Source organism: Bacillus sp. FSL K6-1106 (assembly GCF_038005245.1).
Lineage (GTDB): Bacteria > Bacillota > Bacilli > Bacillales > Bacillaceae > Bacillus > Bacillus altitudinis.
Genome location: NZ_JBBOSV010000001.1, coordinates 690443 through 714277, shown reverse-complemented (window position 1 = coordinate 714277; position 23835 = coordinate 690443). Strand labels below are relative to the sequence as shown.

Below are 23835 nucleotides of genomic sequence, written 5' to 3'. Positions count from 1 at the left end.
TCCTCATATGAGGACTGCTTTTTTAATCTCACACTTCGTTTACGGTCGTCGCTGTTTTGTCGTGATCTTTTTCAAATAGATCATTCATGACAGAATTGGATGTGATCTTCTTTTGGAAGAATGGATTCAAAATCAGGATGACCACAACGTTTGCTAATAAACCAAGAAATCCTTCATAAAGACCAAACGTGACTTGGGAGATATTAGCTGTAAAGGTGACGATGATGCCAACAACCAAACCCGCAATCGTTGCTTCTCTCGATTGTTTTTTCCAGAACAAGCTGATGGCAATGGCTGGGAAAATTTGAACCATTCCAGAAACACCGATCAGCTGAAGCGTGACAAGCGCAGTCGGGAACAGCATACCGAATAAAAGAGCAAGCCCGATCACGATAAATACCATCGAACGTGTAATGATCGTTAACCGTTTAGGTGACACATTTGGATGGATTAAATCACGGTACAAATTATTGGCAAATAAATTCGACGCCCCAATGGCCATGATCGAACATGGAATGAGAGAAGCAAGTGCAATCGTTGAATACGCAAGCCCCTGCATCACGCCGCCATATGACGTCTGAATTAAATGAAGAAGAGCAAATCTTGGATTTGTATCTTCCGGTAAGACTAAAAAGGCAATGAAGCCAAGGAAGATGACCAAAATCAATACAATGTTGTAAAGAGGTAAAAACATACTGTTTTTACGGATGGCATCTGCGCTTTTGGCTGTGAAAACACCAGTTGCTGCATGAGCCCACATAAATAATGCGAGTGCAGAAACACCTGATGCGGTAATAAACCACAAAATGCCTTTAGGGCCGCTTTCAGGAATCGTCAGAAGCTGTGGGGCCTCCTTAGCTAACGTATTCATCATTGGTGTCCAGCCGTTAAAATGAATAATCGGGAGGGAAACGACCATAAAGAGCATGATCACCCAAACAAGAATATCTTTAATAATGGCTGTATATGTAGGACCTTTAATACCACTGAAAAATGTATAAAGTGCAACTAAAATAAATGAAATCATAACCACTGCATTCACATTAATATAACTCGTTCCAGCGACAGTTAATGTATCTTGAATCCCGTTTAGCTGAAGACAAATGTATGGTATGAGCATGAGTACACCAACAATGGCAATCAAACTAGATAACAGTTTACTGTCAAATCGTTCACGTGCATAATCAGCAAGTGTTGTCAGCTTGTGATTTTTTGCAACCGTCCAAAGTTTTGGTAAGAAGAAATACGCAATAAAATAAGCAAGAACGGAATAGGGGATAGCGAAAAAAGCAACACTTCCTGCTGTATAAGCTGTACTTGTGAGCCCTAAAAAGGTATAAGCAGTATATAAGTCTGCGCCAACAAGGAACCAGACGAGAAGCCCGCCAAATTTTCTCCCGCCAACAGACCATTCTTCTACTGATTGTCTTGATGATTTATCACGACCAGCGGCAAAACCGATGACCACGACGATGAAAATGATACTTGCAGTAATCAATAAAGCTGTTAAGTTTCCTTGCATTCGTCAGTTCCTCCATTTGAATGTTGCATCCTGTAAATGATAAATGTGCAAACGGGTGTGAGTACAATCCATAGTAAGAGCCAGAAGTGGAAAAAAGGCAGCCCGATGACAAATGGATGAATACGATTCACAAAGGGGAGCAGTGCAAGCTGTCCAATGAATGGAATCGCGATGAGTAGCGCCAGTATCAGTTTTTTGTTCATGTTTACCTCCTCTAATATTTTGTAATTTCATAATAATAGCAGTTGTCAGATTAGATCACAAGACCATTTTCAGAAAAAACAATCATTTTTATGAATATCATACTAATATAACGCTTTCATTTTTAAAAAGAGGTAAATACTGAAGAATGAGAAAGGAAGACTTGAAAATAAGTATGGAAAAATAATATTTAGAGCAAATAAAAAAGCCCCAGCATGACGCTGAGACTGTGCCGTTTTTTATAGGAAATCAGATACTTCTTCGATGTCAAAACGATTGCTTTTGTGAGCTTCTTTTGCTGCTTTCCCGACAGAAATCAACATCACTGGTTCGTATCGACCACTCACATTGAATTCTTTCACGTACGCTTCTTTGCTGAAACCGCCCATTGCGCATGTATCATATCCCATTGCTTTCGCCGCAATCATTAACTGCATAGCAGCTAACGAAGCGTTTGAATACGCAGCTTCACGTGCATATTGCTCGCTTTGGTAAGCACCATTGATTTGCGTCATCAGTGTTTCTTTAATATCTTCTGTGATGAAGCCTTGTTCTGCTAGCTCACTGTAGATTTTTTCACCCTTTAGATTGGCTTCAAGGTCACCTAGCACAGCAATCACAGCTGATGCTTGAGAGACTTGTTTTTGGTTGTAAGCAATTGGAAGAAGTTTTGCTTTTGATTCAGCACTATGGAACACAGTGAAATGCCAATGCTGAAGGTTCCAAGCAGATGGTGCTTTTGTTGTGATATCAAGAAGCTCTGTTAACTCTTCTTTTGTCATTTCATGAGTTGTATCATACTCTTTTACTGAAGCTCTTTCTTTTAAAATGTCAATCGTTTTTTGATCGCTCGCCATATGGATATTTCCTCCCGTTTTTGCAAATAGTATGGTACAATAAATAAAAAAGTGAGAAACTTACTTATTGTAACTAGAGATATATTTTAAATTGTATACCGTTAGTTTGTCAAACGATTATGAAAAGAAAGGCTGAAATATATGGAATTTCAATTATGTCCAAACATTCAGCAAGCTTTTTTGCTTCTTGGCAAAAGGTGGAATGGTCTCATCATTCATGTATTGCTTGATGGTCCGAAGCGGTTTAAAGACCTGACGGACATTATTCCATCCATCAGTCAAAAAATGCTCGCAGAACGCTTAAAAGAGCTTGAGCAAGAAGGAATCATAAAGCGCACTGTACTTCCTGAAACGCCAGTCAAAGTCATCTATTGTCTAACCGAAAAAGGGAGTGCATTACATGGTGTGTTCGGAGAAGTATCGCGCTGGGCAGGGGAGTATGCTGGATCTCATGTAAAAAAGGAGCAAGCCTAGTTTTAGGTTTGCCCAAACGTTTTGTCTCCTAATGAATATGCTGATGTTAGGCACATGACAAAGGAGGAGAAAAGCATGTACCCTCATACTCCGTATTTTCGAGGCGGTGCCCCTGGCATTCCGCCATATGAATCTAGAGTCCCTTTGTTTTTTGGTTTTGGCGCTCCTTTAGTCGGCGGACTGCTTGGCGGATTTCTAGGAAGTGCGATTTTTAATTATCCTCGTCCATATTACCCGCCACCACCACCGCCTGTTCCACCACCTTATGGCGGCGGATATCCACCATATTATTAAGTAAAAAGAGTAAGCCTGCTTCCATTTCAAAGCAGGCTTTTTATAATGGAATATCAATTTCAGAAATGCCTGGATCATCATGCTTTAAAAACATAATTTCTAAAATACCATCTTGATACGAAGCCTTCGTTCCTTTTCTTTTCACAGCAGCAGGCAGGACAACCTTCTTTTGTTTATTCTCTTCAGGAAAATGATCAATAAACAGCAGATTGGCTGTATGTTTGATTTTTACTTTTTCCGTGTTCGGACGATCGAGCTCTATTTTGACAAACACGTGATCTGTCGTCTCAAATACTTCAACATTCGGCTCTTTCTTTTTTTTATCGTCTGTCTCTCTTGTTTTCTGCTGCTGAGACAGCGGATCCTGAAAGGGGAATTGAGCAGAATAATTGGAGCCGAAAACACTTTCCATGACTTGATTGACATATTGCTCAACGTCTTTAGGATCTGAATTTTTTAACGCTTCTTTTGAAAATTGCTTTTGAAAAGGGAATAATCGGTTCCAGTCAAACATGCAAATCATCCTTTCTAAATGCCCTGAATTAGTATATGCCCATAAAGTGATGTGCGTGCTATAATATACGATAGGTTTAGAAAGGAATGGTTAGATTGAACGAACAACAATCAAAAGGTGTCTTATATACGGCTGCATCTTTTACATTATGGGGATTGTTCCCATTATATTGGAAACTGATGGAGCATATTTCGTCAGGCGAAATTTTAGCGCACAGAATAGTATGGTCCTTTGTTTTTATGTGCGGTATTCTTTTATATTTAAAGCAAGTCCGTCCAGCGATGCAGACTGTGAAAGGTCTGATGATAGATGGAAAAGCACTTTTTTCATTACTTTTATCGGCTATTTTAATTTCGGTCAACTGGTATGTATACATTTGGGCTGTAAATCACGATCTTATGCTGGAAGCGAGTTTAGGGTATTATATTAATCCGCTTGTATCAGTTTTACTAGGCATCATTTTCTTAAAAGAACGACTGAATAAAATGCAAACCACCGCCATTCTCATTGCCGCAGCTGGGGTCATCATCTCAACTGTTCAGTACGGCTCATTTCCTGTCGTGGCTTTCGTATTGGCTTTTAGTTTTGGGTTTTATGGACTGATTAAAAAAAGGATGAGTTTTACGAGTGCCATTGGATTAACCATTGAAACACTGCTTCTTGCACCAGCTGCGCTTGTTTACTTATTCTTCTTAAAAGAACCTGTTGTCACGATGAATCCGAGCAGTTTCGGCTCTCTTGGGCTATTATTTTTTGCAGGTGTCTTTACAGCTGTACCGCTTCTTTTATTTTCTGAAGGGGCCAAAAGAATTCCTTTATATCAAGTTGGTATTTTGCAGTATATTGCACCGACCATTACACTCTTTTTGGGGCTGTTTGTGTATCACGAACACTTATCTGCAGCAAAAATCGTGACATTCCTCTGTATTTGGGTGGCGATTTTACTATTTACAACCTCTCAACTGCGAATGAAAAAAACAGCGAATTCTCATTAAAGAGACGAAGCAGTTTGCTTTTTTTTGCAGGCGGATCATGTCATAATAAGTTGTTACCAAAACTGTAGAGGTGATCACATGTCATCAGTCGATGAGCTTGCACACGCTTATCAATCTTTATGGAAAAATCGGCAGCTTGATGTAGTGGATATGACTTCATTACACGAGGCGATACGAGATGATTTGCTTGATGCACGCACCCATCCTCGCGCAAGAAAGTCATTGCATCAAAAGTATGTACTCGCTGTGGAAAGAATTTTAGAAAGCACGATTGAACAGGGTCATCAACTACAGCTGATCAGCTTACATACAAAAAAGCTGCGAGAACTAATTCAAAATGAAGGAAGGAACCACTCATGAAACCAATTCAAACGGAAGATGTCACAGCACATCTTGAATCGTTTTTAAATCGGCCAGTCTTCGTTCATCTTGAAACGACAACTGGTTCTTATTCAGCTCATGTGAATGAGCAAAATATGACGGTCGTGGCGTATATCCGCAACGCAAAAGTCGTCTATTCACAGGCAAAAATAAAAGGACAAGGTCCATACCGTGTCGGGATGAAAACAGAAGATGGCTGGATTTACGCAGAAGGTTTAACCGATTACGTGTTTGATGAACAAGGCCGCCTGCTGTTAGCAGGACACCTGCCAGACGGAAAACTAGCGATCTCATTACAAATTAGTGAAACACCATTTCAGGTGTAGGAGAGAGGGGAACAGTGATGAACGAACATGTACTTGTGATGCTGCCTCACCCCGACGATGAATCCTTCGGGGTCGCAGGGCTCATCGCGCAAAGCAGAAAACGTGGAATTCCAGTGACGTATGCATGCGGGACACTTGGAGAAATGGGAAGAAATATGGGAAGTCCAACATATGCTAACCGTGAGACACTTCCTGAATTAAGAAAACAGGAATTAATCAATGCATGTAAAGAAATGGATGTCACAGACTTGCGAATGCTTGGTCTTCGGGATAAAACGTTGGAATTTGAAGATGATGAGTATTTAGCGGATGTGATGGAAAGTATTATTGATGAAGTGAAACCAACCCTTATTGTCACATTTTATCCAGGTCATGGTGTACACCCTGATCATGACGCGACAGGTGAAGCGGTCATTCGTGCTCTATACCGAAAGAAAAAAGAAGACCGTCCCGTCACATACTGTATGGCCATTACGAAAAATCGAGAAGAAGTGCTAGGAAATGCCGATATTGTGATTGATATTACGGATGTAGCCGATATCAAATTAAATGCACTAAGAGCGCATAGAACACAAACAGAAGGCATGCTAAGAGAGCTTGAACAAAAGTTGAAAAACAAAGAACCAGTCGTTCAAAAATGGTTTGATGAAGAAATTTTTTGGACGTATCAATGGAATGACTAAATGAAAGGCAGCTGACTTCAGTCAGCTGCCTTTTCCTGTTGCAGAATGCATACGTCTTTCAATCAACCTGAGACGAACAAATAGGACGATGGCACCTGCGGCAAGCCCAGTAATCAGACCAATCCAATAACCAAACGCTCCAAATGAGGTATACGTGCCAATCAAGTAGCCAGCTGGAAGGCCGATGACCCAGTAAGAGACAAACGCAGCAATCAGTGTATAATTCACATCTTTATACCCGCGTAGAGCTCCCTGAATTGGTGCGGCGATCGCATCTGACAGCTGGAAAAAGATCGCATACATCAAAAAGTGCTGTGTCATTTGTAAAACAGCTGATTCAGTTGTATATAAACCAGCGATCTCAGGTCTAAATAACAAGATGAGTGCTGCGGTACATAATGAGAACAAAACAGCTGTTGCAATACCAATATAGCTGTAGCTTTTTGCGTCTTTATACCGCATGGCACCGGCTTCAAAACCTACAACAATCGTTAAAGCCATTGAGATACTAAGCGGCAGGATATATAAAATAGAAGCAAAGTTCATTGCTGCTTGGTGACTGGCGATTGTCACGGTATCAAAGTGACCCATTAAGAGCGTGACAGCTGCAAAAATACTTGTTTCAAAAAAGATCGCAAACCCAATAGGGATACCGATTTTCAGTATTTGACCCATTCGGGAGACGTTAAAACGAGGTAATGTCTGAAACAACCGAAAGGATGCAAACGGTTCGGCTTTGATGACAATACATATACTCATGATGAAAATCGCCCAATACGTCAGCGCAGATGCAAGACCTGCCCCTGCACCGCCTAGCTTTGGAAACCCAAAGTTTCCAAAAATAAAGAGATAATTTAAAACAAAATTAATAGGAAGTGCGGTTAACGTAATGAACATCGTCACACGTGTTTTTCCTAATGCATCAATGAACGATCTCATGACTGAATAACCAAAAAGCGGGATGATTCCAATAGCAAGGAAGCTGAGAAAATGACGGGCAATGATTTCTACGGATGGTTCAAGCCCAAGTCTCCCTAAAATAAAAGGAACACACAACGATCCAATGACAATCACCACGATACTTAAAAGAAAAGATAAATAAATGGCCTGAAAGACTGCACGAGGAACGTCTTCCCTGCGGCCGCCGCCCATTAACTGAGCTACAATAGGGGTAACAGCCATTAAAATACCAGCGAGACCAGTATAAACAGGTGTCCAAATGCTCGAACCGATTGCTACACCTGCTAGGTCTTCTGCACTCACTTTTCCAGACATCACCGTGTCTAAAAATGTGATGAGCGAAAGACCTGCTTGTGTAATTAAAATCGGAATCAATATGGTTAAAAATTGTGCCAACTTTGCTCGAATACTATTCGTTTCTCTCATCATAAGTTCCTCTCTGAACAGAAATAACGAGAGGAATTATATCACGCTATGTAAAAAAATCAATTCTCCGTCGGATTATTTTTCTTTGAGGGCTTCGTTTTTTTGAACATTTGGGCATAAATAAAAGAAAGACTGACAACACCTAAAATGCTGCAAGCATATTGAATCACTTTTTGAATGGTCATATTGAATTCACCTCCATGCAAATAGAATGTGCACAATTTGTTATTTTATGACACTAGCGAAAGAAGGAGGGACATGGTGAGATGATCAATCGCACAAATGAAGAAGCGATGTTTAAGTTAGAAATGAAATCTCATTTAACGCAAATTATGATGGATGCAAGGAAAATCGTCGATTCACTTGACCAGACGGAACAATGCCTTCTTTGTGAACTCGAATCATTGCATGATCAGTTTAATGAAATGCATGCAGAGGCTTCCTCGTTTTATTTACAAGCATATATGGAAGAATTTACGCCAGGTTTTGCTCAATTTTCTTTAGCCATTGAGAACTTATCAAAACAAAAGCATGGCGCACTGATTGTGATTCAAAGGAGAGATGAGGTGGAGGATTATATACAAAAAGGGACAAACCTCCATGCGAAAATTAGCGCATCATTAATAGAAAGCATTTTCTATCCTGGAAACCCACTTCATGATGGCGCCCTTTTAGTGAAAGAAAACACGCTTGTTTCCGCTGCAAATGTCCTACCGCTCACCTCGAAAAAAGTCAGCCCTTCTCTAGGCACAAGACACCGGGCAGCTATTGGACTTTCTGGCATGACTGATGCCCTTGTTCTTGTGGTATCAGAAGAAACAGGGAAAATGTCGTTTGCGAAAGAAGGCGTCCTTTATCCGTTAACTGTAAAAGATCAAGAAATCAGAAAGTAAACATGAACACAGCATTCTTCATGGGGAAGGGTGCTTTTTTTATTGAGGAGAAAAAACAGGCAATTAAGTAAAAAGTCATTTGATACAGAAAAATTTGTCATGTAGAATAGAACTATGAAACTAGCAACGTGCTTGTTTTGACAAATTTCTAAACGTCAACTTAAAAATTCCTTAAAAAATGTTTATAAATACAGCAAACAGCCGATAGAAACGATATGGCTTTGTTTTAGCATTTTGAGTTTGCTGCTCTAAAACCTATTTAGTATTGCCCAACGTCTTCATGTCGAGTAATATTATAGAAATAAAGATAAAATAGTGCAAGAGAAGCAGAACCATTAAATGCTAAACTCAAAACTAGTACATAAGTCTTATGGTACGAAATCATGAAAGGCGGAGATTCATCTATGAAGAAAAAAGTAGTAACCGGCCTCACAGTTTCAGCGATCGCAGGCTCAGCTGTTATTGCTGCACCGGCAGAAGCACAGACGATCAAGGTGAAAAGCGGTGACTCACTTTGGAAGATTGCCGAACAGTACAACACAAGTATTTCGGAACTTCAATCTCTTAATCAATTAAAAACGACGATGATTTTTGCAGGACAAAGCTTAAAGATTCCTAGTGCAAAAAGTTCAAAATCCAGCTCATCAACAAGTTCAAAAGCAACGAAATCAAGTGCTTCAACAACATCTAGCTATACAGTCAAGCTTGGGGATTCATTATGGCTGATTGCGAAGAATCACAAAATGTCAGTTGCAAGTTTGAAAAGTTTGAACAGCTTAAACAGTGACCTCATTCGTCCTGGACAAAAGCTGAAAGTGTCTGGAACAGCGAAAACGAGCGGCAGCCAGTCCTCAAATTCAAACTCAACATCTAATTCTAGCTCAAGTAACAAATCAACGAATTCTAATAGTTCGTCGTCAGCATCTAGTACATATAAAGTGAAATTAGGCGATTCACTTTGGAAAATTGCCAATTCGTTAAATATGTCGATTGGTGAAATTAAAACATTGAACTCGCTAAAATCTGATACGATTTATCCAAATCAAGTATTGAAGGTAAAAGGAACGGTGACGTCAAAACCAAGTCAGCCGAAAGCACCTGCTCAACCTAGCACGCCTTCAAACAGCAATCAGTCTTCAAGTAGTAAAACCACATCTTATACGGTTAAATCAGGTGATTCATTATGGAAAATTGCGAATCAGTTTAAGGTGCAGGTTCAATCAATCCGCACAGCAAACAGCTTGAAAAGTGATGTGCTTAGAATTGGACAAGTATTAAAAATCAACGGAACAGCTTCCGGTTCAACTGGATCTAATGGTTCTACGTCAAACGGTTCAACAACACCGGTCAACAATAATAAAAATGACGTTCCAATGAATGCAAAAATCACGACAATGATTCAAGAAGGTAAAAAACTCACAGGCATTCCTTACAGATGGGGCGGCAATACACCAGCTGGATTTGATTGCAGCGGCTTTGTTTACTATCTCATTAATAAGGTTTCATCAGTATCTAGATTGAGTACAGCAGGATACTGGAATATGATGACGCCTGTCAGCACACCACAAGTTGGAGATTTTGTTTATTTCACAACGTACAAAGCAGGTCCTTCTCATATGGGACTATACCTAGGTGGAGGAGATTTCCTTCATGCAAGTGACAGCGGAGTAGGAATTTCAAACTTAAGCAATCCTTATTGGAAAAAAGCGTACCTAGGTGCGAAACGTTTCTTCTAAAAAAGCCGATTTCCGGCTTTTTTTGTTTGCCCAATGCTGTGATTGTCCATACTGATAACAAAAGGGGGCAGTCATAAATGAAAAAGTCAGTGTGGATGATCATGATATGTTTGATCTTTACCGCATCAGCATGTCATGCACCGCCGAAAAAAGAAACGACAGAAGAAACAAGAGAAGTTGCCGCACCTAAACAAGCACCAGTCACAACGTCACTCATAAACGAAAGCGGGCAAAAAATAGGGAGCATTGAAATAAGAGAGTCCTCAGAAAATGGGCTGGATCTGCATGTGAAAGCGAAAGGACTGCCGCCAGGTCCTCACGGCTTTCATATTCATGAAACAGGAATATGTGAAACGCCAGATTTTGAAACGGCGGGGGCTCACTTTAATCCGACCCATAGAGAGCATGGCTTCGACAACCCAAAAGGGCATCATGCTGGAGATATGCCTAATTTAGAAGTAGGGGCAGATGGTCAAATTGACGTCGTTGTGAATGTTCCGAATGTGACGGTCAAAGGAGGCCCGAATCAATTGGTTGATCAAAACGGGCGAAGTTTCATCATCCATGCAGAAGCAGATGATTACTTAAGCAACCCTTCTGGCAACTCAGGGAAACGCATTGCTTGCGGAGCCATCACAAAAGAAATGGTAAAATAACAGAAGACGAACCTTTATGTATTGAGTGCATAAAGGTTTTTTTAGTATACTTGGTGAGGAAAATGATCGAAGAGAGGAATTAATCATATATGTTTAACCAACCAGCACTCCCAGAAGAAATTCAAGCAATGATCGAAGCAAAAGGAAAAGTTCTCGAAGAAGAATTTCGTCCGCTTATCGGAACAGGTGGCTATGAATCACAAGATACGTCTATTATTCAAGATGCCATGATTGCACTTGCCCTAGGAAAAAATGTTCTGTTAAAAGGACCAACGGGCTCAGGTAAAACAAAACTAGCAGAAACTTTATCCGCGTTTTTTCAACAGCCGATGCACAGTGTAAACTGCTCAGTTGACCTTGATGCAGAAAGTCTAATTGGCTATAAAACCATCCATAATGATGGACAAGTTGCTTCTATAGAATTCATTGAAGGACCCGTTACAAAAGCAATGAAAAAAGGACACCTTTTATATATTGATGAAATCAACATGGCAAAACCAGAAACACTGCCTATTTTAAACGGTGTGCTTGATTACAGAAAAATGATGACAAACCCATTTACAGGTGAAGTCGTTAGAGCAGAAGAAGGTTTTGGCGTGATTGCAGCAATCAATGAGGGATATGTGGGGACAGTGCCGCTCAATGAAGCGCTGAAAAACCGTTTTGTCGTCATTGAAGTTCCTTACATTGGCGGAGGCATTTTAAAAGAAGTACTGCACACTCAATCCGTATTAAAGGATGAGCGTTTAATCGATCAATTCGTGCAGCTCTCATCAGATCTCATCGTCCAAGCACACAATGGACAGGTCAGTGAAGAAGCCGCATCCATTCGCGCACTGTTAGATACATGTGATCTTGCGCAATATATCCCGCCGCTTCGTGCAATTGAACGAGGAATTGTAGAGAAGCTAGAAGATGACCGGGAAAAAGCAGCGGTAAGAAATATCGCTCAAACATTATTCGAGTGAGGTTCTGACTTTTGAAATTCATCAAATTTAATGACAGCAGAATCGATTCATTTCTATTTATGGAATTAACGGATTTAGCCAAAACACTTGCCAAAAGTGATGATGTGGAGCTTGAATACGGTGTTCAATCGTACTATGAACCGTTTGAAAAGAAAATTTTCATCAGCCATTTTTGGGATGATCGTCATCAAGAGGATATGATGGCAGGCCTAAAAAGTGATGTGTTCCTGCGAGCAGTAGGGACAGTGTATAGCGATCTTACAGTATTTGAAGACATCATTCGCTATGCCCACACATTATCCATTCCTGATGTGTGCAAACAATTGTTTATGCTGTTTGAAGATATCCGCATTGAAGAGCGGATTAAACGTGACCGCCCAGGAACAAAAAAGGTGTTTAAACGGAGAAGAGAGCTTTACAGACGTCACTTTAAAACACAATTAACGATTAACCAAGAGCGCAGTATTTTAACAGATGCACTCTTTTGTGCGATATACGTGAAGCTGACAGCCGAATCTCCGCTTGAAGAAATTCCACCCCTTCATGAGCGGATAGATCCAATGATTCCGTTTATTGAGTCAAGTCTTGAACGTGTATATGACGCACGCTCGACATCTGATATCGCCATTATTGTGAAGGAATTGACAGAAGGCTTCGATGAGCTCCTTGAAAAGGATATGCTGAACACATACTTTTTCTTCCCAGAATTGGACTATGAAAAAGCGGCAAAAGAACCGCTTTTCCATGACCTCAAAAGAAAGCCAAAATTAAGTGAGGATATAAAAGTCGATCGGGAAAAAGAGGGGGATGAAGACATCCACCAGGAGTATATGGAAGTATGGCATAGAGAAACGGAAGCACCATCTAAAAGTTTCCTTCAATTTGATTTAGAACACGGTGGTAAAAGCGATCTCGGTAAAGATGCGGCAAGAGAAGGTGACGATGGAGATCAGGCGCTTGGAACGGTTCAAGGTTCAGCCAAACAAACTCATCGAAAAGACTATTCAAAGCTTGAAGCACTAGAAGAGGCAGAAGGAGAAGAAAGCGGGGCAGATGCGCATGAGAATGGAAAAGAAAACAAATATGCATTTCCAGTCATGATTTCACCAGAACCTCCTTCACCAGAGCAAATAGATGTGTACAAGCAGCACGCAAAGGCAATCGAGCCTTATCAGAAACGCTTAAAACAAATGATTCAAAAAACACTTGAGCATAAAAAATCATGGCCAAAAACAGATCTTCATGCAGGACGTCTCAGTAAAAAGCTCATTCGTTATTTTACAGAGTCCAATCCTCGACTATTTTATAAAAAACAAGCGCCATCTTCTCAAATTGATGCTGTGTTCACTTTATTAGTTGACTGTTCTGCGAGTATGTTTGACAAGATGGATGAGACAAAAAAAGGGATTGTTCTGTTTCATGAAGCTTTAAAATCAGTGCAGGTACCTCATCAAATTGTAGGGTTCTGGGAAGATACAAATGACGCAACTGAAACAAGTCAGCCGAACTACTTTAACACCGTCGTATCGTTCAGAGATTCCTTATTTGACGCAGGACCATCCATTATGTCACTTGAGCCAGAAGAGGATAACCGGGACGGCTATGCGATTCGCCAAATGACAAAAATGATTTTAAAACGAAGAGAAGAGCAAAAGTTCCTCATTGTTTTCTCAGACGGAGAGCCGGCTGCATTCAGCTACGAACAAAATGGGATCGTGGATACACATGAAGCGGTTCTCGAAGCGAGAAAAAAGGGAATTGAAGTGATCAATGTGTTTTTATCCAATTCTCCGATTGAAGAGGCGCAGATGAAAACGATCCAAGATATGTATGGCAAGTTCAGCATTTTTGTACCGGATGTCGATACATTGCCTGATGTGCTATATCCATTACTCAAGAAATTGCTGCATAAAAGCATTGGGGCATAAGGTTTTGCCCCTTTCTTTAAAATATTTTTCGGAATGATTTAAATTTTTTGTTTTTCTTTGAATTTTTTATCTTTAATTGAACAAAGAATGTAGAAAGTAATCCGAAACAGTGGTAGAATATGATTGGAAGCGTTTTATTACATAAATTTGGTCATTGTGTTCTGGAAGTTATATCGAGATAGTGTTCAATCACTTGATGATCAAAGTTGGGGGTAGTGTTCAAAATGTTTCAAAATGATGTGAAACAACCGTTGAGTTGGGAAGAATTTCATGGTCCGAACCTCGGCTACGTGCTCGAGCTCTACGATCAATATGTCCAGGATCCTACTAGTGTTGATGAAGACATAAGAGGCATATTTGATGAACTTGGTGCACCACCGAGTGAAATGAAGGAGGAAATTGGGAAAAAAGAAAATAGCGTAGTTACTTCTGAACAAATCCAAAAGATAGCATCAGTCGTTAAACTGGCAGAAGACATCAGAACGTATGGCCATTTAAATGCTTCCGTCAATCCTCTTCGCAAAGAAAAGGAATTACAAGAGCTGTTTCCATTAAAGGAATACGGTTTAACTGAAGAAGACGTTAAGAATATTCCAATATCAATTATTAGTCCAGATGCACCTAAACACATTTCAAACGGCATAGAAGCCATTAACCATTTGAGAAATACGTATAAGCGTACCATTTCATTTGAGTTTGATCACGTACATGACTTCGAAGAGCGCAACTGGCTCTCTAAATCTATTGAGTCTGGTGAATTATTTAAGAAAAAACCAGCAGATAAACTAGTTTCTGTATTCAAAAGATTAACAGAAGTCGAGCAATTTGAGCAGTTCCTTCATAAAACATTTGTTGGACAAAAGCGTTTTTCTATTGAAGGATTAGACGCACTTGTTCCAGTACTTGATGAAATTATATCCGAGTCTGTTACACAAGGGACTTCAAATATTAACATTGGAATGGCACATAGAGGTCGTTTAAATGTATTAGCACATGTGTTAGGAAAGCCATATGAGATCATTTTCTCAGAATTCCAGCATGCGCCTAATAAAGAGCTTGTACCATCAGAAGGCTCTATCGGCATCAGCTACGGATGGACAGGGGATGTAAAATATCATCTCGGTGCTGACCGCCAAATCAAAGATGAAGATACAAAGAGTGCAAGAGTCACACTTGCCAATAACCCAAGTCACTTGGAATTTATTGACCCGATTATTGAAGGAAGCACTCGTGCTGCTCAAGAATCGCGTACTCAAAAAGGCTATCCAGTTCAAGACGTTGAAAAAGCGTTAGCCATCTTAATTCATGGGGATGCTGCATTTCCTGGAGAGGGAATTGTCGCAGAAACATTAAATTTAAGTCAATTAGTCGGCTATCAAGTGGGGGGAACGATCCATATCATTGCCAACAATATGATTGGATTTACCACAGAAAGCAATGAATCTCGTTCAACAAAATACGCTAGTGACCTTGCAAAAGGTTTCGAGATTCCAATTGTTCACGTCAATGCAGACGATCCAGAAGCTTGTTTAGCAGCTGTTCAGCTGGCGGTAGAATACCGTAAACGGTTTAAAAAGGATTTCTTAATTGACTTGATTGGCTACCGCAGATATGGCCATAACGAAATGGATGAGCCATCTACTACTCAGCCAATGCTGTACGATGCGGTCAGAAAGCACAAAACGGTCAAGAATATCTTCGCAGATAAGCTTGTCACTGAGGGCCTTCTGTCAAAAGAACAAAGAGAAGAAATTGAGCAGGCTGTCACGGCAAAAATTGAAGAAGCTTATAAAAAAGTACCTTCAAAGAAAGAACATACGATTCAAGAAATCGAACTGCCAGAGCCTGTATCTAACGGCTTCCCTGCAGTTGATACATCTGTAGAGTTTGATGTATTAAGAAAGCTGAATGAAGAATTAATTAGCTGGCCGAAAGACTTCCAAGTATTCGGAAAGCTAAAGCGGATCCTTGAAAAACGTGCAAAAGTGTTTACAGATGATCGCAAAGTGGAATGGTCACTTGGTGAAGCACTGGCATTTGCATCTATATTAAAAGACGGTACGCCAATTCGAATGACCGGACAGGATTCTGAGCGAGGCACATTTGCTCAAAGAAACCTTGTTCTTCACGACAGTCAAACGGGGGATGAATTCATTGCTCTTCATGAGCTGAGTGATGCAAATGCATCATTTACAGTCCATAACAGTCCACTGTCAGAAGGCTCTGTCATCGGGTTTGAATATGGTTATAATGTCTATTCTCCTGAAACATTAGTGATTTGGGAAGCTCAATTTGGAGACTTCGCAAATGCGGCTCAAGTGTATTTTGATCAATTTATTTCAGCAGGCCGCGCCAAGTGGGGACAAAAGTCAGGGCTTGTGATGCTCTTGCCACATGGATATGAAGGACAAGGTCCAGAACATTCTAGTGGAAGAACAGAACGCTTCTTGCAATCAGCTGCTGAGAATAACTGGACAGTTGCGAACCTGACAAGTGCAGCTCAATACTTCCATATTCTTAGAAGACAGGCGAAAATGCTGCTTCGTGAAGAGATTCGTCCTCTTGTCATCATGACACCGAAGAGTCTGCTTCGTAACCCGAACACATTATCCGAAGTCCAAGAACTAACAGATGGACAGTTCCGTCCAGTTCTTGAACAGCCGGGCCTTGTGCATGATCATGAAAAAGTAACACGCCTTGTGCTATCGAGCGGGAAGGTATCGATCGATATTAGTGATCGTTTTACTCAAATGGAAGACTCAAAAGATTGGCTTCATATTGCGAGAGTGGAACAATTATATCCATTCCCAGCCAAAGATATTAAAGCCATTTTATCAAAACTGACAAACTTAGAAGAAATCGTATGGGTGCAAGAAGAACCGCAAAATATGGGCGCTTGGGGATATATTGAGCCATATTTACGTGAAATTGCATCTGAAAAAGTAAAAGTACGTTACATCGGCCGCAGAAGACGTTCAAGTACGGCTGAGGGTGATCCAACTGTTCATAAAAAAGAACAAGAACGAATTGTATCTGATAGCTTGACTCGCAAAAACTAAGGGGGAAATGAAAAATGGCGGAAATTAAAGTACCTGAACTAGCGGAATCAATCTCGGAAGGAACAATTGCTCAGTGGCTAAAACAGCCGGGCGATTATGTTGAGCAGGGGGAATACCTGTTAGAACTTGAAACAGATAAAGTCAATGTCGAATTGACAGCTGAAGAATCTGGTGTTCTAAAAGAAGTACTGAAAGATTCTGGTGACACTGTCCAAGTTGGAGAAGTCATCGGAACGATTGCAGCAGGTGAAGCTGGCGGAAGCGAGTCCGCAGCTCCAGCACCTGAGCAAGATTCTGCACCAGCTTCGAAAGAAGAACCAGCAGCTGAACAAAAAGAAGAGGCAGCAAAAGAAGAGCCGAAATCTGGTAATGGCAGAACGATCGCTTCTCCAGCAGCTAGAAAACTAGCAAGAGAGAAGGGGTTAGACTTATCTGAGATTCCAACCGCAGATCCGCTGGGCAGGGTACGAAAGCAGGATGTAGCTTCTTACCAAAAGAATGAAGCTCCTGCAAGTGCACCGAAAGCTGCGCCAAAAGCAAATGCTGCGGTGCAAAATGATCAAGCAGGGAAACCAGTTGAGCGTGAAAAAATGTCACGCCGCAGACAAACCATTGCAAAACGTTTAGTTGAAGTTCAACAAACGGCAGCGATGCTGACAACATTTAATGAAGTCGATATGACAGCTGTCATGGATCTAAGAAAGCGTCGCAAAGATGCCTTCCTTGAACAAAACGATGTGAAACTGGGCTTCATGTCCTTCTTCACAAAAGCAGTGGTAGCAGCACTTAAAAAATATCCACTTCTCAACGCAGAAATTCAAGGTGATGAGCTTGTCATTAAAAAATTCTATGACATCGGTATTGCTGTAGCCGCCAATGAAGGGCTTGTGGTACCAGTTGTCCGTGATGCAGACAGACTATCGTTTGCTGGAATTGAAAAAGAAATCGGTCATCTTGCGAAAAAAGCAAGAGATAACAAATTATCGCTCAATGAATTACAAGGTGGATCATTCACGATCACAAACGGAGGAACATTTGGTTCTCTGCTTTCAACACCAATTTTAAACAGTCCTCAAGTTGGAATTTTAGGTATGCATAAAATTCAGCTTCGTCCTGTTGCAATTGATGAAGAACGCTTTGAAAACCGTCCAATGATGTATTTAGCTCTTTCATACGACCACCGTATTGTCGATGGTAAAGAAGCTGTTGGGTTCCTTGTCACGATTAAAAATCTACTTGAAGATCCTGAACAGCTATTGCTTGAAGGATAATCGAAAGAAAAAGCTAGTACCGATGAGGGTACTAGCTTTTTTGGTCTTTATTTTCTGGGTAGCCTCTTTTTGACCAAAATGTTGCCAGCCAAGAGCCAGATAAATTATGCCATACGCTAAAAATGGCACTGGGAACGGCGGCAAGTGGAGAAAAATGTGCGGTTGCAAGGGCTGCGCCAAGTCCAGAATTTTGCATCCCTACTTCTATTGAAATTGCTCGTTGAGAAGGAATGTCCATTTTACACCATTTTGCAATGAGGTAACCCAATAATAGACCAAGAGCATTATGTAAAACAACAACGGCAAAAATAAGCAGTCCAGATTGCAGAATCTGTTCTTTATTTGCGCTGACAACAGCTGCAATGATGGCGACAATGCCAACCACAGATACAAGCGGGAGTGCTTGTACAGCATACGTCACTTGTTTTTTAAAAAACAATTTGACGATGACCCCTAAAATAATCGGAATTAAGACAACTTGGACAATCGATAAAAACAAAGCACCCGGTGATACAGATAACCAAGATTTTGCAAAGATATAAATGAAAACAGGGGTCAAAATGGGAGCAAGTAGGGTCGAGATCGTTGTCACGGCAACGGATAAGGCCGTATTTCCTTTCGCCAAAAAGGTCATTACATTGGATGCAGTCCCGCCTGGACAGCAGCCGACGAGAATGACACCAACAGCGATTTCAGAAGGCAAATGTAACCCATAGGCCAATAAAAATGCAATGAGTGGCATCAGTGTATACTGCGCTAAAACCCCGATCAATACATAAAGAGGCTTTCTAAAAAGCTCTTTAAAATCTTCAGAAGACAGCGTCAGCCCCATGCCAAACATAATAATGCCAAGTAAAAAAGGGATATAAGGTCCAATCAAAGAAAATGTCGCAGGAAAAGTAAAGCCTAGACAAGCAAAGACAATGACCCATATAGCAAATGTTCTTCCTGCAAAGTGACTAATGTGTAAAAGGGTCTTCATACTATCATTCAACTCTCTTTCTTTTCATATCTTTTCTATTTTAAATGAATTTTCTGAAAAAACAACCTATGATTTTACATCTGGTGCTCATAATATTATTATGTAAACTAATAAAAAAACCACATAGTATATGAACTATGTGGAGTATGCGATCAAAAAGGTGTCCATTTCACTTGTTGAGCCTGTTTTAGTCTTGCTTCTGGCTCACGCCAGTCAACGACATTCCACCACTGGTCTACATATTGCGCCTTTTCATTTCGATATTGGAGGTAATAGGCATGCTCCCACACATCAAGAGCAAGAAGGGGGATGATGTCCCATTGCGAGAGGAACTGATGGCGCTCTGCTTGTAAAATGTCTAAACGCTGAGATCGCGGGGACCATACAAGGATCGCCCATCCGACACCTTCTACTTGTTTGGCAGCAGCTGAAAAATGTGACTTGAACGCCTCATAGCTGCCAAATGATTGATCAATGAGACGAAGCATTTGACCAGTAGGTTTTCTTTTTCCTGAAGGACTCATTGAAAACCAAAAGATACAATGTAAATAATGTCCTGCCCCATGAAAGGCAAGTTCACGTTCCCAATGCTTGATCATCGTAAAGTCGTTGGTTCTTCTTGCTTTTTTTAGCGCAAGTTCAGCTTGATTTAGACCATTAACATAAGTTTGATGATGCTTTTGATGGTGCAAGTACATAATTTCTTTTGAAATATAAGGTTCGAGCGCGTCATACCGATAAGGCAGTGGTGGTAACTGATGATTTCCAGCTGCTATATCGCGCACTTCTTCGTGTGGCTGCATGTCTTCTGCAATCCTTTCGGCTAGTTCGTACCATTCTTGTTCACTCGAATGATCATCCTCCATTTTGAGTCGTAAATTTTCCACTTTTCGATGAATTTTATCATCTTGCCACACATGTTGAATCGTGCTAAGCCACTCTTTGAGCTGTGAGCGATATTCTTCTTTATTCATGTATACGCCTCATTTCGTCTAAAAATGTAGAACAAGCCATCATCGGAAACACAAATGGGTAGCTATGATAGGTGATGTAAAATTGTTTTGGCAGTCCAATGCCGACTGGATAGTACATGGCTTCTTCAGTATGGTGATGGTTCACTAAAAAGGAGACAGCTTTCAAAATGGCTGCGTTATTTGCTTTCTCATATTGGAGGAGCGCCTCGGTCGCCCATGCGGTTTGAACCACTGTGCCAAAGGGAAGCGGGACATAGGTTTTCAGTTCTGCACTTTTACACGATTCTCCGAAACTGCCATCTTCAAGCTGAATCTGCTTTAGAAAACGGCACGCTTTTTGCACAGCAGGGTGTGAGGAGGGAACGCCGGCCGCTTTCAGTCCTGTTAACGCCGCCCAAGTTCCATAAATATAACAAACACCCCATCTGCCAAACCATGATCCGTTTTTCTCTTGGTGGTCAATGAGCCATTTTACACATCGATCTTTTTGCCTGAGAATCGAGGGTGAAGCAGTATCTTTTTCTTCTAAACCAATCAAATGGAGCACACGACCAGTAATATCAGGAGTTGACGGATCAATCGCCGCATCCTCCGCAGATTCAAGCGGAAGGTGACGAAGTAGAAAGTGATCTTGATTTTTTTCAAAAGCAGAAAAGCCGCCATCACGGTTTTGCATGGAGAGAAGCCAGTCATATCCTCGTTTCCACTGAAGTGGAGCGTATTCTTTTGGAATCGCTTTTAACACAATTTGCGTGTCATCACAATCAGGATTATTCGTATTGATATGTGAGAAACCAAAGCCCCCGGGAGCAGCATGACGGTTATGAACTGCCCAATCCGCTTTCTTCATTTGCTGTCGGTCCAGCAAATAGTTGAAGGAATTCATGATCATGGGATCTTCTCGTTTTCTTCCTGCTCTTTGAGAAGCGTAACTGACAAGCGCTGTATCCCACACAGTCGAGGTGGAATTCTCAGCATATATCTTGCCTTGACAGGAGGTGACGAGCTTTTTCATACCTCTGACTGCTTTTTGGATGAGATGATGTCCAGGGGAGTACCCAAGGCTCATGAGGGCATAGACCATAAAGATGGTTGCACTTAAGTAACTGTACAGCGTCCCATCTTTTTCAAGACGGTCAAACATGTATCGCTTTGCCGCTTCATATCCGAAAAAGTCGAGCCGGCTGTCGAGGGCTGTATATGACCGCATATACATGAGGAAGTCATCAGTCGAACGTTCTTCTCTTGCCATAAACCAGTCAAATGGATTTTTAGACATGTTTTCATCAAGATGGGCTAATGATGGAAACGCAGCATGAGAGGTGTACCGTTTGTTCAGTGCGATCATCATGGGTACAAAATGAATCCTTGCATAGGCACTAAGGTGGTAGAAGTGCAGCGGAAAAGACGTAGGGATGAGTAAAAGGGAAAGAGGTGCATAGAAGTAGGGCCAAGGGTGCATGCCATTTATGGCAAGCATCCATTTTGTCATAAAATGAACGTTCTTTAGGCCACCTTTTGAGCGAATATATTGTGCTGCTTTTTCCATATGGGGCTCGTCTTTTTGAAATCTGCCAGATGCGAGCATGCCGCAATAACCTTGTACTGTAGCTGTGAGATGTCCCGACTGGTCATGATACAAAGAAAAGGAACCATCTTCATTTTGTTTGGCATGTATTGCTTCGGCCAATTGATGGATCAATTGCTGATCAGGGTCACCAACGGCTTTTAACAGCATAATGAAAAAAGCATTTGTTATCATAGGTCCTTCAAAGCAGAAAATAAATGCGCCATCTTCTCTTTGTCTGCGTTCTACCTGCATGTGCAGTTCATCGATATATTCGTTGACTCTCGTTTTAAAATCTTGCATTCGGCCATGCTCCTTTCCTTTATCACTATATTCAGGAGTCGGCCTGTCACATGCCAGCACAAAAAAAGCCGATGACATCGTCACCGGCTCTGCGTGTAGACAAACCCTCGCATGCGCCCGCAGTCCTGTGTGCTGGTGCTCACGAATGTCAAATTCGCTCCGCGCCAGTACTCGTCCTTCCTAGGGCTGCAAAGGTTTTCTATCACGCTGAAAAGAAGACAAAGGGCTAAAATAAAGTTCATTTTATCCCTTTGTCAACAAATTAAGCCGATGACATCGTCACCGGCTTTAGCGTGATTAGTCTTGCAGATTAATCCACACGCTTTTGACTTCTGTATAGTTGTTAAGGGCATATGATCCCATTTCTCTGCCAAGGCCTGACTGTTTATATCCGCCAAACGGGGAGGCGGCATCAAAGACATTATAGCAGTTGACCCAAATGGTTCCTGCTTCTAGGCGTGCAGCGATATCGTGAGCATGCTTTAAGTTTTCTGTCCAAAGTCCTGCCGCTAACCCATAGTCAGATTGATTGGCCCGTTTGACCACTTCATCAATGGAATCGTAAGGAATCGCAGATAGAACTGGACCGAAGATCTCTTCTTTTGCGATTGTCATTTCATCTTCTACATCTCTAAAGACAGTAGGGGAGACGAAATAGCCTGCTTCATAAGGGCAGTCACCACCGACTACGGCTGTTGCACCTTCTGACTTCCCTTTTTCGATGTAACCTAACACACGTTCATGCTGCTCTTTACTCACTAGAGGCCCAATCTGGGTATCATGATGAAGACCAGCTCCTTGTTTTAATGATGTCGCATATTTAGCCATTTGATCGACGACTTCATCATATTGGCTCCGGTGCACAAAGACCCTTGATCCTGCACAGCACACTTGACCTTGGTTAAACATCACGCCGTTTAATGCACCTGGAATGGCTTTCTTTAAATCAGCATCTGGTAAAATAATATTCGGCGATTTTCCGCCAAGCTCTAAAGTAACACGCTTGATGGATTTGGCTGCTTTCTCCATGATCAATTTCCCAACACTTGTTGATCCAGTGAAAGCCAGCTTATTGACATCAGGGTGATCGGTTAATGCTTCACCGGCTGTTTCACCGAATCCAGGAACGATGTTAATCACGCCTTCTGGGAATCCGACTTTATCCACTAATTCAGCTAAATATAAAGCAGATAGTGGCGTTTGTTCAGCTGGCTTTAAAACGATGGTGCAGCCTGTTGCTAGTGCAGCACCCATTTTCCACATGGCCATGAGCAGCGGGAAGTTCCAAGGAATGATTTGTCCCACAACGCCCACAGGCTCATGGCGGGTATAATTAAAATATCCCTGGCTGACAGGAAGGGTTTGTCCAGTCATTTTTGTGGTCCACCCTGCATAATAGCGCATGTGCTCAATGGCAAGAGGGATATCCGCATTGGTTGTTTCATTAATTGGTTTTCCATTATCAAGTGTTTCCAGCTGAGCCAGTTCTTCTTGGTGTTCTTCCATTAAATCTGCCAGCTTAAACATCAAGCGGGCACGTTCGGCTGCAGACATAGAACGCCAAGGTCCATGGAACGCCTTTTTAGCAGCTTTTACTGCCTCATCAATGTCGGCTGCACCTGCTTCATATACATCAATAAGGGTTTCTCCTGTGGCAGGGTTAGGCGTAGAGAATGTTTTGTTATCATGACTTGTGACAAACTGACCGTTAATGTAGAGTTTTTTCGTCCCTTGGAGAAAAGATTCGAGTTTTGAACTGATTTGAAGTGTTGTAGAGCTCATAAATAAACAAACCTCCTTAAAGATATGGGTTGTTCTGCGAGTTCTAGGTGGAAAAAGTGGACATGAAGCCATTTGTATACGCA

23 protein-coding genes are annotated in these 23835 nt (G+C 41.3%); 13 read left to right on the top strand and 10 right to left on the bottom strand.

What is annotated here, in order from left to right; genetic code table 11:
- Nucleotides 1–28: 28 nt before the first annotated feature.
- The 3 genes from MHI20_RS03560 to MHI20_RS03550 form a co-directional block, all read right to left on the bottom strand.
- On the bottom strand, nucleotides 29–1522 hold the full coding sequence (locus MHI20_RS03560; RefSeq protein ID WP_340936767.1) for a sodium:solute symporter family protein: 1494 nt from the start codon (nucleotides 1520–1522) through the stop codon (nucleotides 29–31).
- Nucleotides 1507–1725, bottom strand: coding sequence for a DUF3311 domain-containing protein (locus tag MHI20_RS03555; RefSeq protein ID WP_017359680.1), 219 nt, complete (start codon nucleotides 1723–1725; stop codon nucleotides 1507–1509). Before MHI20_RS03555 ends, MHI20_RS03560 begins: the two co-directional genes overlap by 16 nt.
- 237 nt (nucleotides 1726–1962) lie before the next feature.
- A complete protein-coding gene (locus MHI20_RS03550; protein ID WP_017359679.1) occupies nucleotides 1963–2580 on the bottom strand; it encodes a nitroreductase family protein in 618 nt (205 codons plus the stop codon).
- A gap of 141 nt (nucleotides 2581–2721) precedes the next feature.
- Here MHI20_RS03550 and MHI20_RS03545 point away from each other — a divergent pair, with 141 nt between their 5' ends.
- Nucleotides 2722–3054 carry a winged helix-turn-helix transcriptional regulator gene (locus tag MHI20_RS03545; RefSeq protein WP_008346466.1) on the top strand — a complete coding sequence of 111 codons (333 nt, stop codon included), beginning with the start codon at nucleotides 2722–2724 and terminating at the stop codon, nucleotides 3052–3054.
- Between the two features lie 75 nt (nucleotides 3055–3129).
- Nucleotides 3130–3348 carry a hypothetical protein gene (locus MHI20_RS03540; protein ID WP_003215921.1) on the top strand — a complete coding sequence of 73 codons (219 nt, stop codon included), beginning with the start codon at nucleotides 3130–3132 and terminating at the stop codon, nucleotides 3346–3348.
- A gap of 40 nt (nucleotides 3349–3388) precedes the next feature.
- Here the strand turns inward: MHI20_RS03540 and MHI20_RS03535 are convergent, their stop codons facing one another.
- Complete coding sequence (locus MHI20_RS03535; protein ID WP_024718570.1) at nucleotides 3389–3862, bottom strand: spore gernimation protein GerT; 474 nt, start codon at nucleotides 3860–3862, stop codon at nucleotides 3389–3391.
- Between the two features lie 86 nt (nucleotides 3863–3948).
- Between MHI20_RS03535 and rarD the strand changes: the two genes are divergently transcribed.
- From rarD to bshB2, 4 genes are all read left to right on the top strand, one after another.
- Nucleotides 3949–4857, top strand: coding sequence for an EamA family transporter RarD (gene rarD / locus MHI20_RS03530; protein ID WP_251211171.1), 909 nt, complete (start codon nucleotides 3949–3951; stop codon nucleotides 4855–4857).
- A gap of 78 nt (nucleotides 4858–4935) precedes the next feature.
- On the top strand, nucleotides 4936–5217 hold the full coding sequence (locus tag MHI20_RS03525) for a hypothetical protein (protein WP_008346472.1): 282 nt from the start codon (nucleotides 4936–4938) through the stop codon (nucleotides 5215–5217).
- A complete protein-coding gene (locus tag MHI20_RS03520) occupies nucleotides 5214–5564 on the top strand; it encodes a YojF family protein (RefSeq protein WP_008346474.1) in 351 nt (116 codons plus the stop codon). The genes MHI20_RS03525 and MHI20_RS03520 overlap by 4 nt, the downstream gene beginning before the upstream one ends.
- Nucleotides 5565–5581: 17 nt before the next feature.
- A complete protein-coding gene (bshB2, locus tag MHI20_RS03515; protein ID WP_024718573.1) occupies nucleotides 5582–6247 on the top strand; it encodes a bacillithiol biosynthesis deacetylase BshB2 in 666 nt (221 codons plus the stop codon).
- A 21-nt stretch (nucleotides 6248–6268) separates the two neighbouring features.
- On the opposite strand, the gene MHI20_RS03510 is transcribed toward bshB2, so the two are convergent.
- Nucleotides 6269–7633 (bottom strand): MATE family efflux transporter, encoded by a 1365-nt coding sequence (locus tag MHI20_RS03510; RefSeq protein ID WP_326377960.1) that lies wholly within the window; start codon nucleotides 7631–7633, stop codon nucleotides 6269–6271.
- Nucleotides 7634–7692: 59 nt separating this feature from the next.
- On the bottom strand, nucleotides 7693–7818 hold the full coding sequence (locus MHI20_RS03505; RefSeq protein ID WP_003215647.1) for a hypothetical protein: 126 nt from the start codon (nucleotides 7816–7818) through the stop codon (nucleotides 7693–7695).
- 81 nt (nucleotides 7819–7899) lie between these two features.
- Between MHI20_RS03505 and cdaS the strand changes: the two genes are divergently transcribed.
- The 7 genes from cdaS (at nucleotide 7900) to odhB (ending at nucleotide 18144) form a co-directional block, all read left to right on the top strand.
- Entirely contained in the window at nucleotides 7900–8526 is a 627-nt protein-coding gene (cdaS, locus tag MHI20_RS03500; protein WP_024718575.1) for a sporulation-specific diadenylate cyclase CdaS, read from the top strand.
- Nucleotides 8527–8930: 404 nt separating this feature from the next.
- Nucleotides 8931–10262 carry a C40 family peptidase gene (locus MHI20_RS03495; protein ID WP_024718576.1) on the top strand — a complete coding sequence of 444 codons (1332 nt, stop codon included), beginning with the start codon at nucleotides 8931–8933 and terminating at the stop codon, nucleotides 10260–10262.
- 77 nt (nucleotides 10263–10339) lie between these two features.
- Nucleotides 10340–10918, top strand: a complete 579-nt coding sequence (locus MHI20_RS03490) for a superoxide dismutase family protein (RefSeq protein ID WP_008346485.1) — start codon at nucleotides 10340–10342, stop codon at nucleotides 10916–10918.
- 89 nt (nucleotides 10919–11007) lie between these two features.
- Nucleotides 11008–11886 carry an ATP-binding protein gene (locus MHI20_RS03485; protein ID WP_017359496.1) on the top strand — a complete coding sequence of 293 codons (879 nt, stop codon included), beginning with the start codon at nucleotides 11008–11010 and terminating at the stop codon, nucleotides 11884–11886.
- An 11-nt stretch (nucleotides 11887–11897) separates the two neighbouring features.
- Nucleotides 11898–13814, top strand: a complete 1917-nt coding sequence (locus tag MHI20_RS03480; protein ID WP_327871805.1) for a vWA domain-containing protein — start codon at nucleotides 11898–11900, stop codon at nucleotides 13812–13814.
- Between the two features lie 224 nt (nucleotides 13815–14038).
- Complete coding sequence (gene sucA / locus MHI20_RS03475; RefSeq protein WP_017359494.1) at nucleotides 14039–16873, top strand: 2-oxoglutarate dehydrogenase E1 component; 2835 nt, start codon at nucleotides 14039–14041, stop codon at nucleotides 16871–16873.
- Between the two features lie 14 nt (nucleotides 16874–16887).
- Nucleotides 16888–18144 carry a 2-oxoglutarate dehydrogenase complex dihydrolipoyllysine-residue succinyltransferase gene (odhB, locus tag MHI20_RS03470; protein ID WP_007500721.1) on the top strand — a complete coding sequence of 419 codons (1257 nt, stop codon included), beginning with the start codon at nucleotides 16888–16890 and terminating at the stop codon, nucleotides 18142–18144.
- A 31-nt stretch (nucleotides 18145–18175) separates the two neighbouring features.
- Here odhB and MHI20_RS03465 read toward each other — a convergent pair whose 3' ends face one another.
- The 4 genes from MHI20_RS03465 to MHI20_RS03450 form a co-directional block, all read right to left on the bottom strand.
- The gene (locus MHI20_RS03465; protein ID WP_251211176.1) at nucleotides 18176–19126 is read right to left on the bottom strand and encodes a bile acid:sodium symporter family protein; all 951 of its coding nucleotides are present in this window, start codon (nucleotides 19124–19126) and stop codon (nucleotides 18176–18178) included.
- A gap of 152 nt (nucleotides 19127–19278) precedes the next feature.
- Nucleotides 19279–20100, bottom strand: coding sequence for a superoxide dismutase (locus MHI20_RS03460; RefSeq protein ID WP_340936749.1), 822 nt, complete (start codon nucleotides 20098–20100; stop codon nucleotides 19279–19281).
- A complete protein-coding gene (locus MHI20_RS03455) occupies nucleotides 20093–21970 on the bottom strand; it encodes a terpene cyclase/mutase family protein (RefSeq protein ID WP_340936747.1) in 1878 nt (625 codons plus the stop codon). Before MHI20_RS03455 ends, MHI20_RS03460 begins: the two co-directional genes overlap by 8 nt.
- Before the next feature lie 297 nt (nucleotides 21971–22267).
- Nucleotides 22268–23752: an aldehyde dehydrogenase family protein gene (locus MHI20_RS03450; RefSeq protein ID WP_144665619.1), complete on the bottom strand. Its 1485-nt coding sequence runs from the start codon at nucleotides 23750–23752 to the stop codon at nucleotides 22268–22270.
- Nucleotides 23753–23835 lie beyond the last annotated feature (83 nt).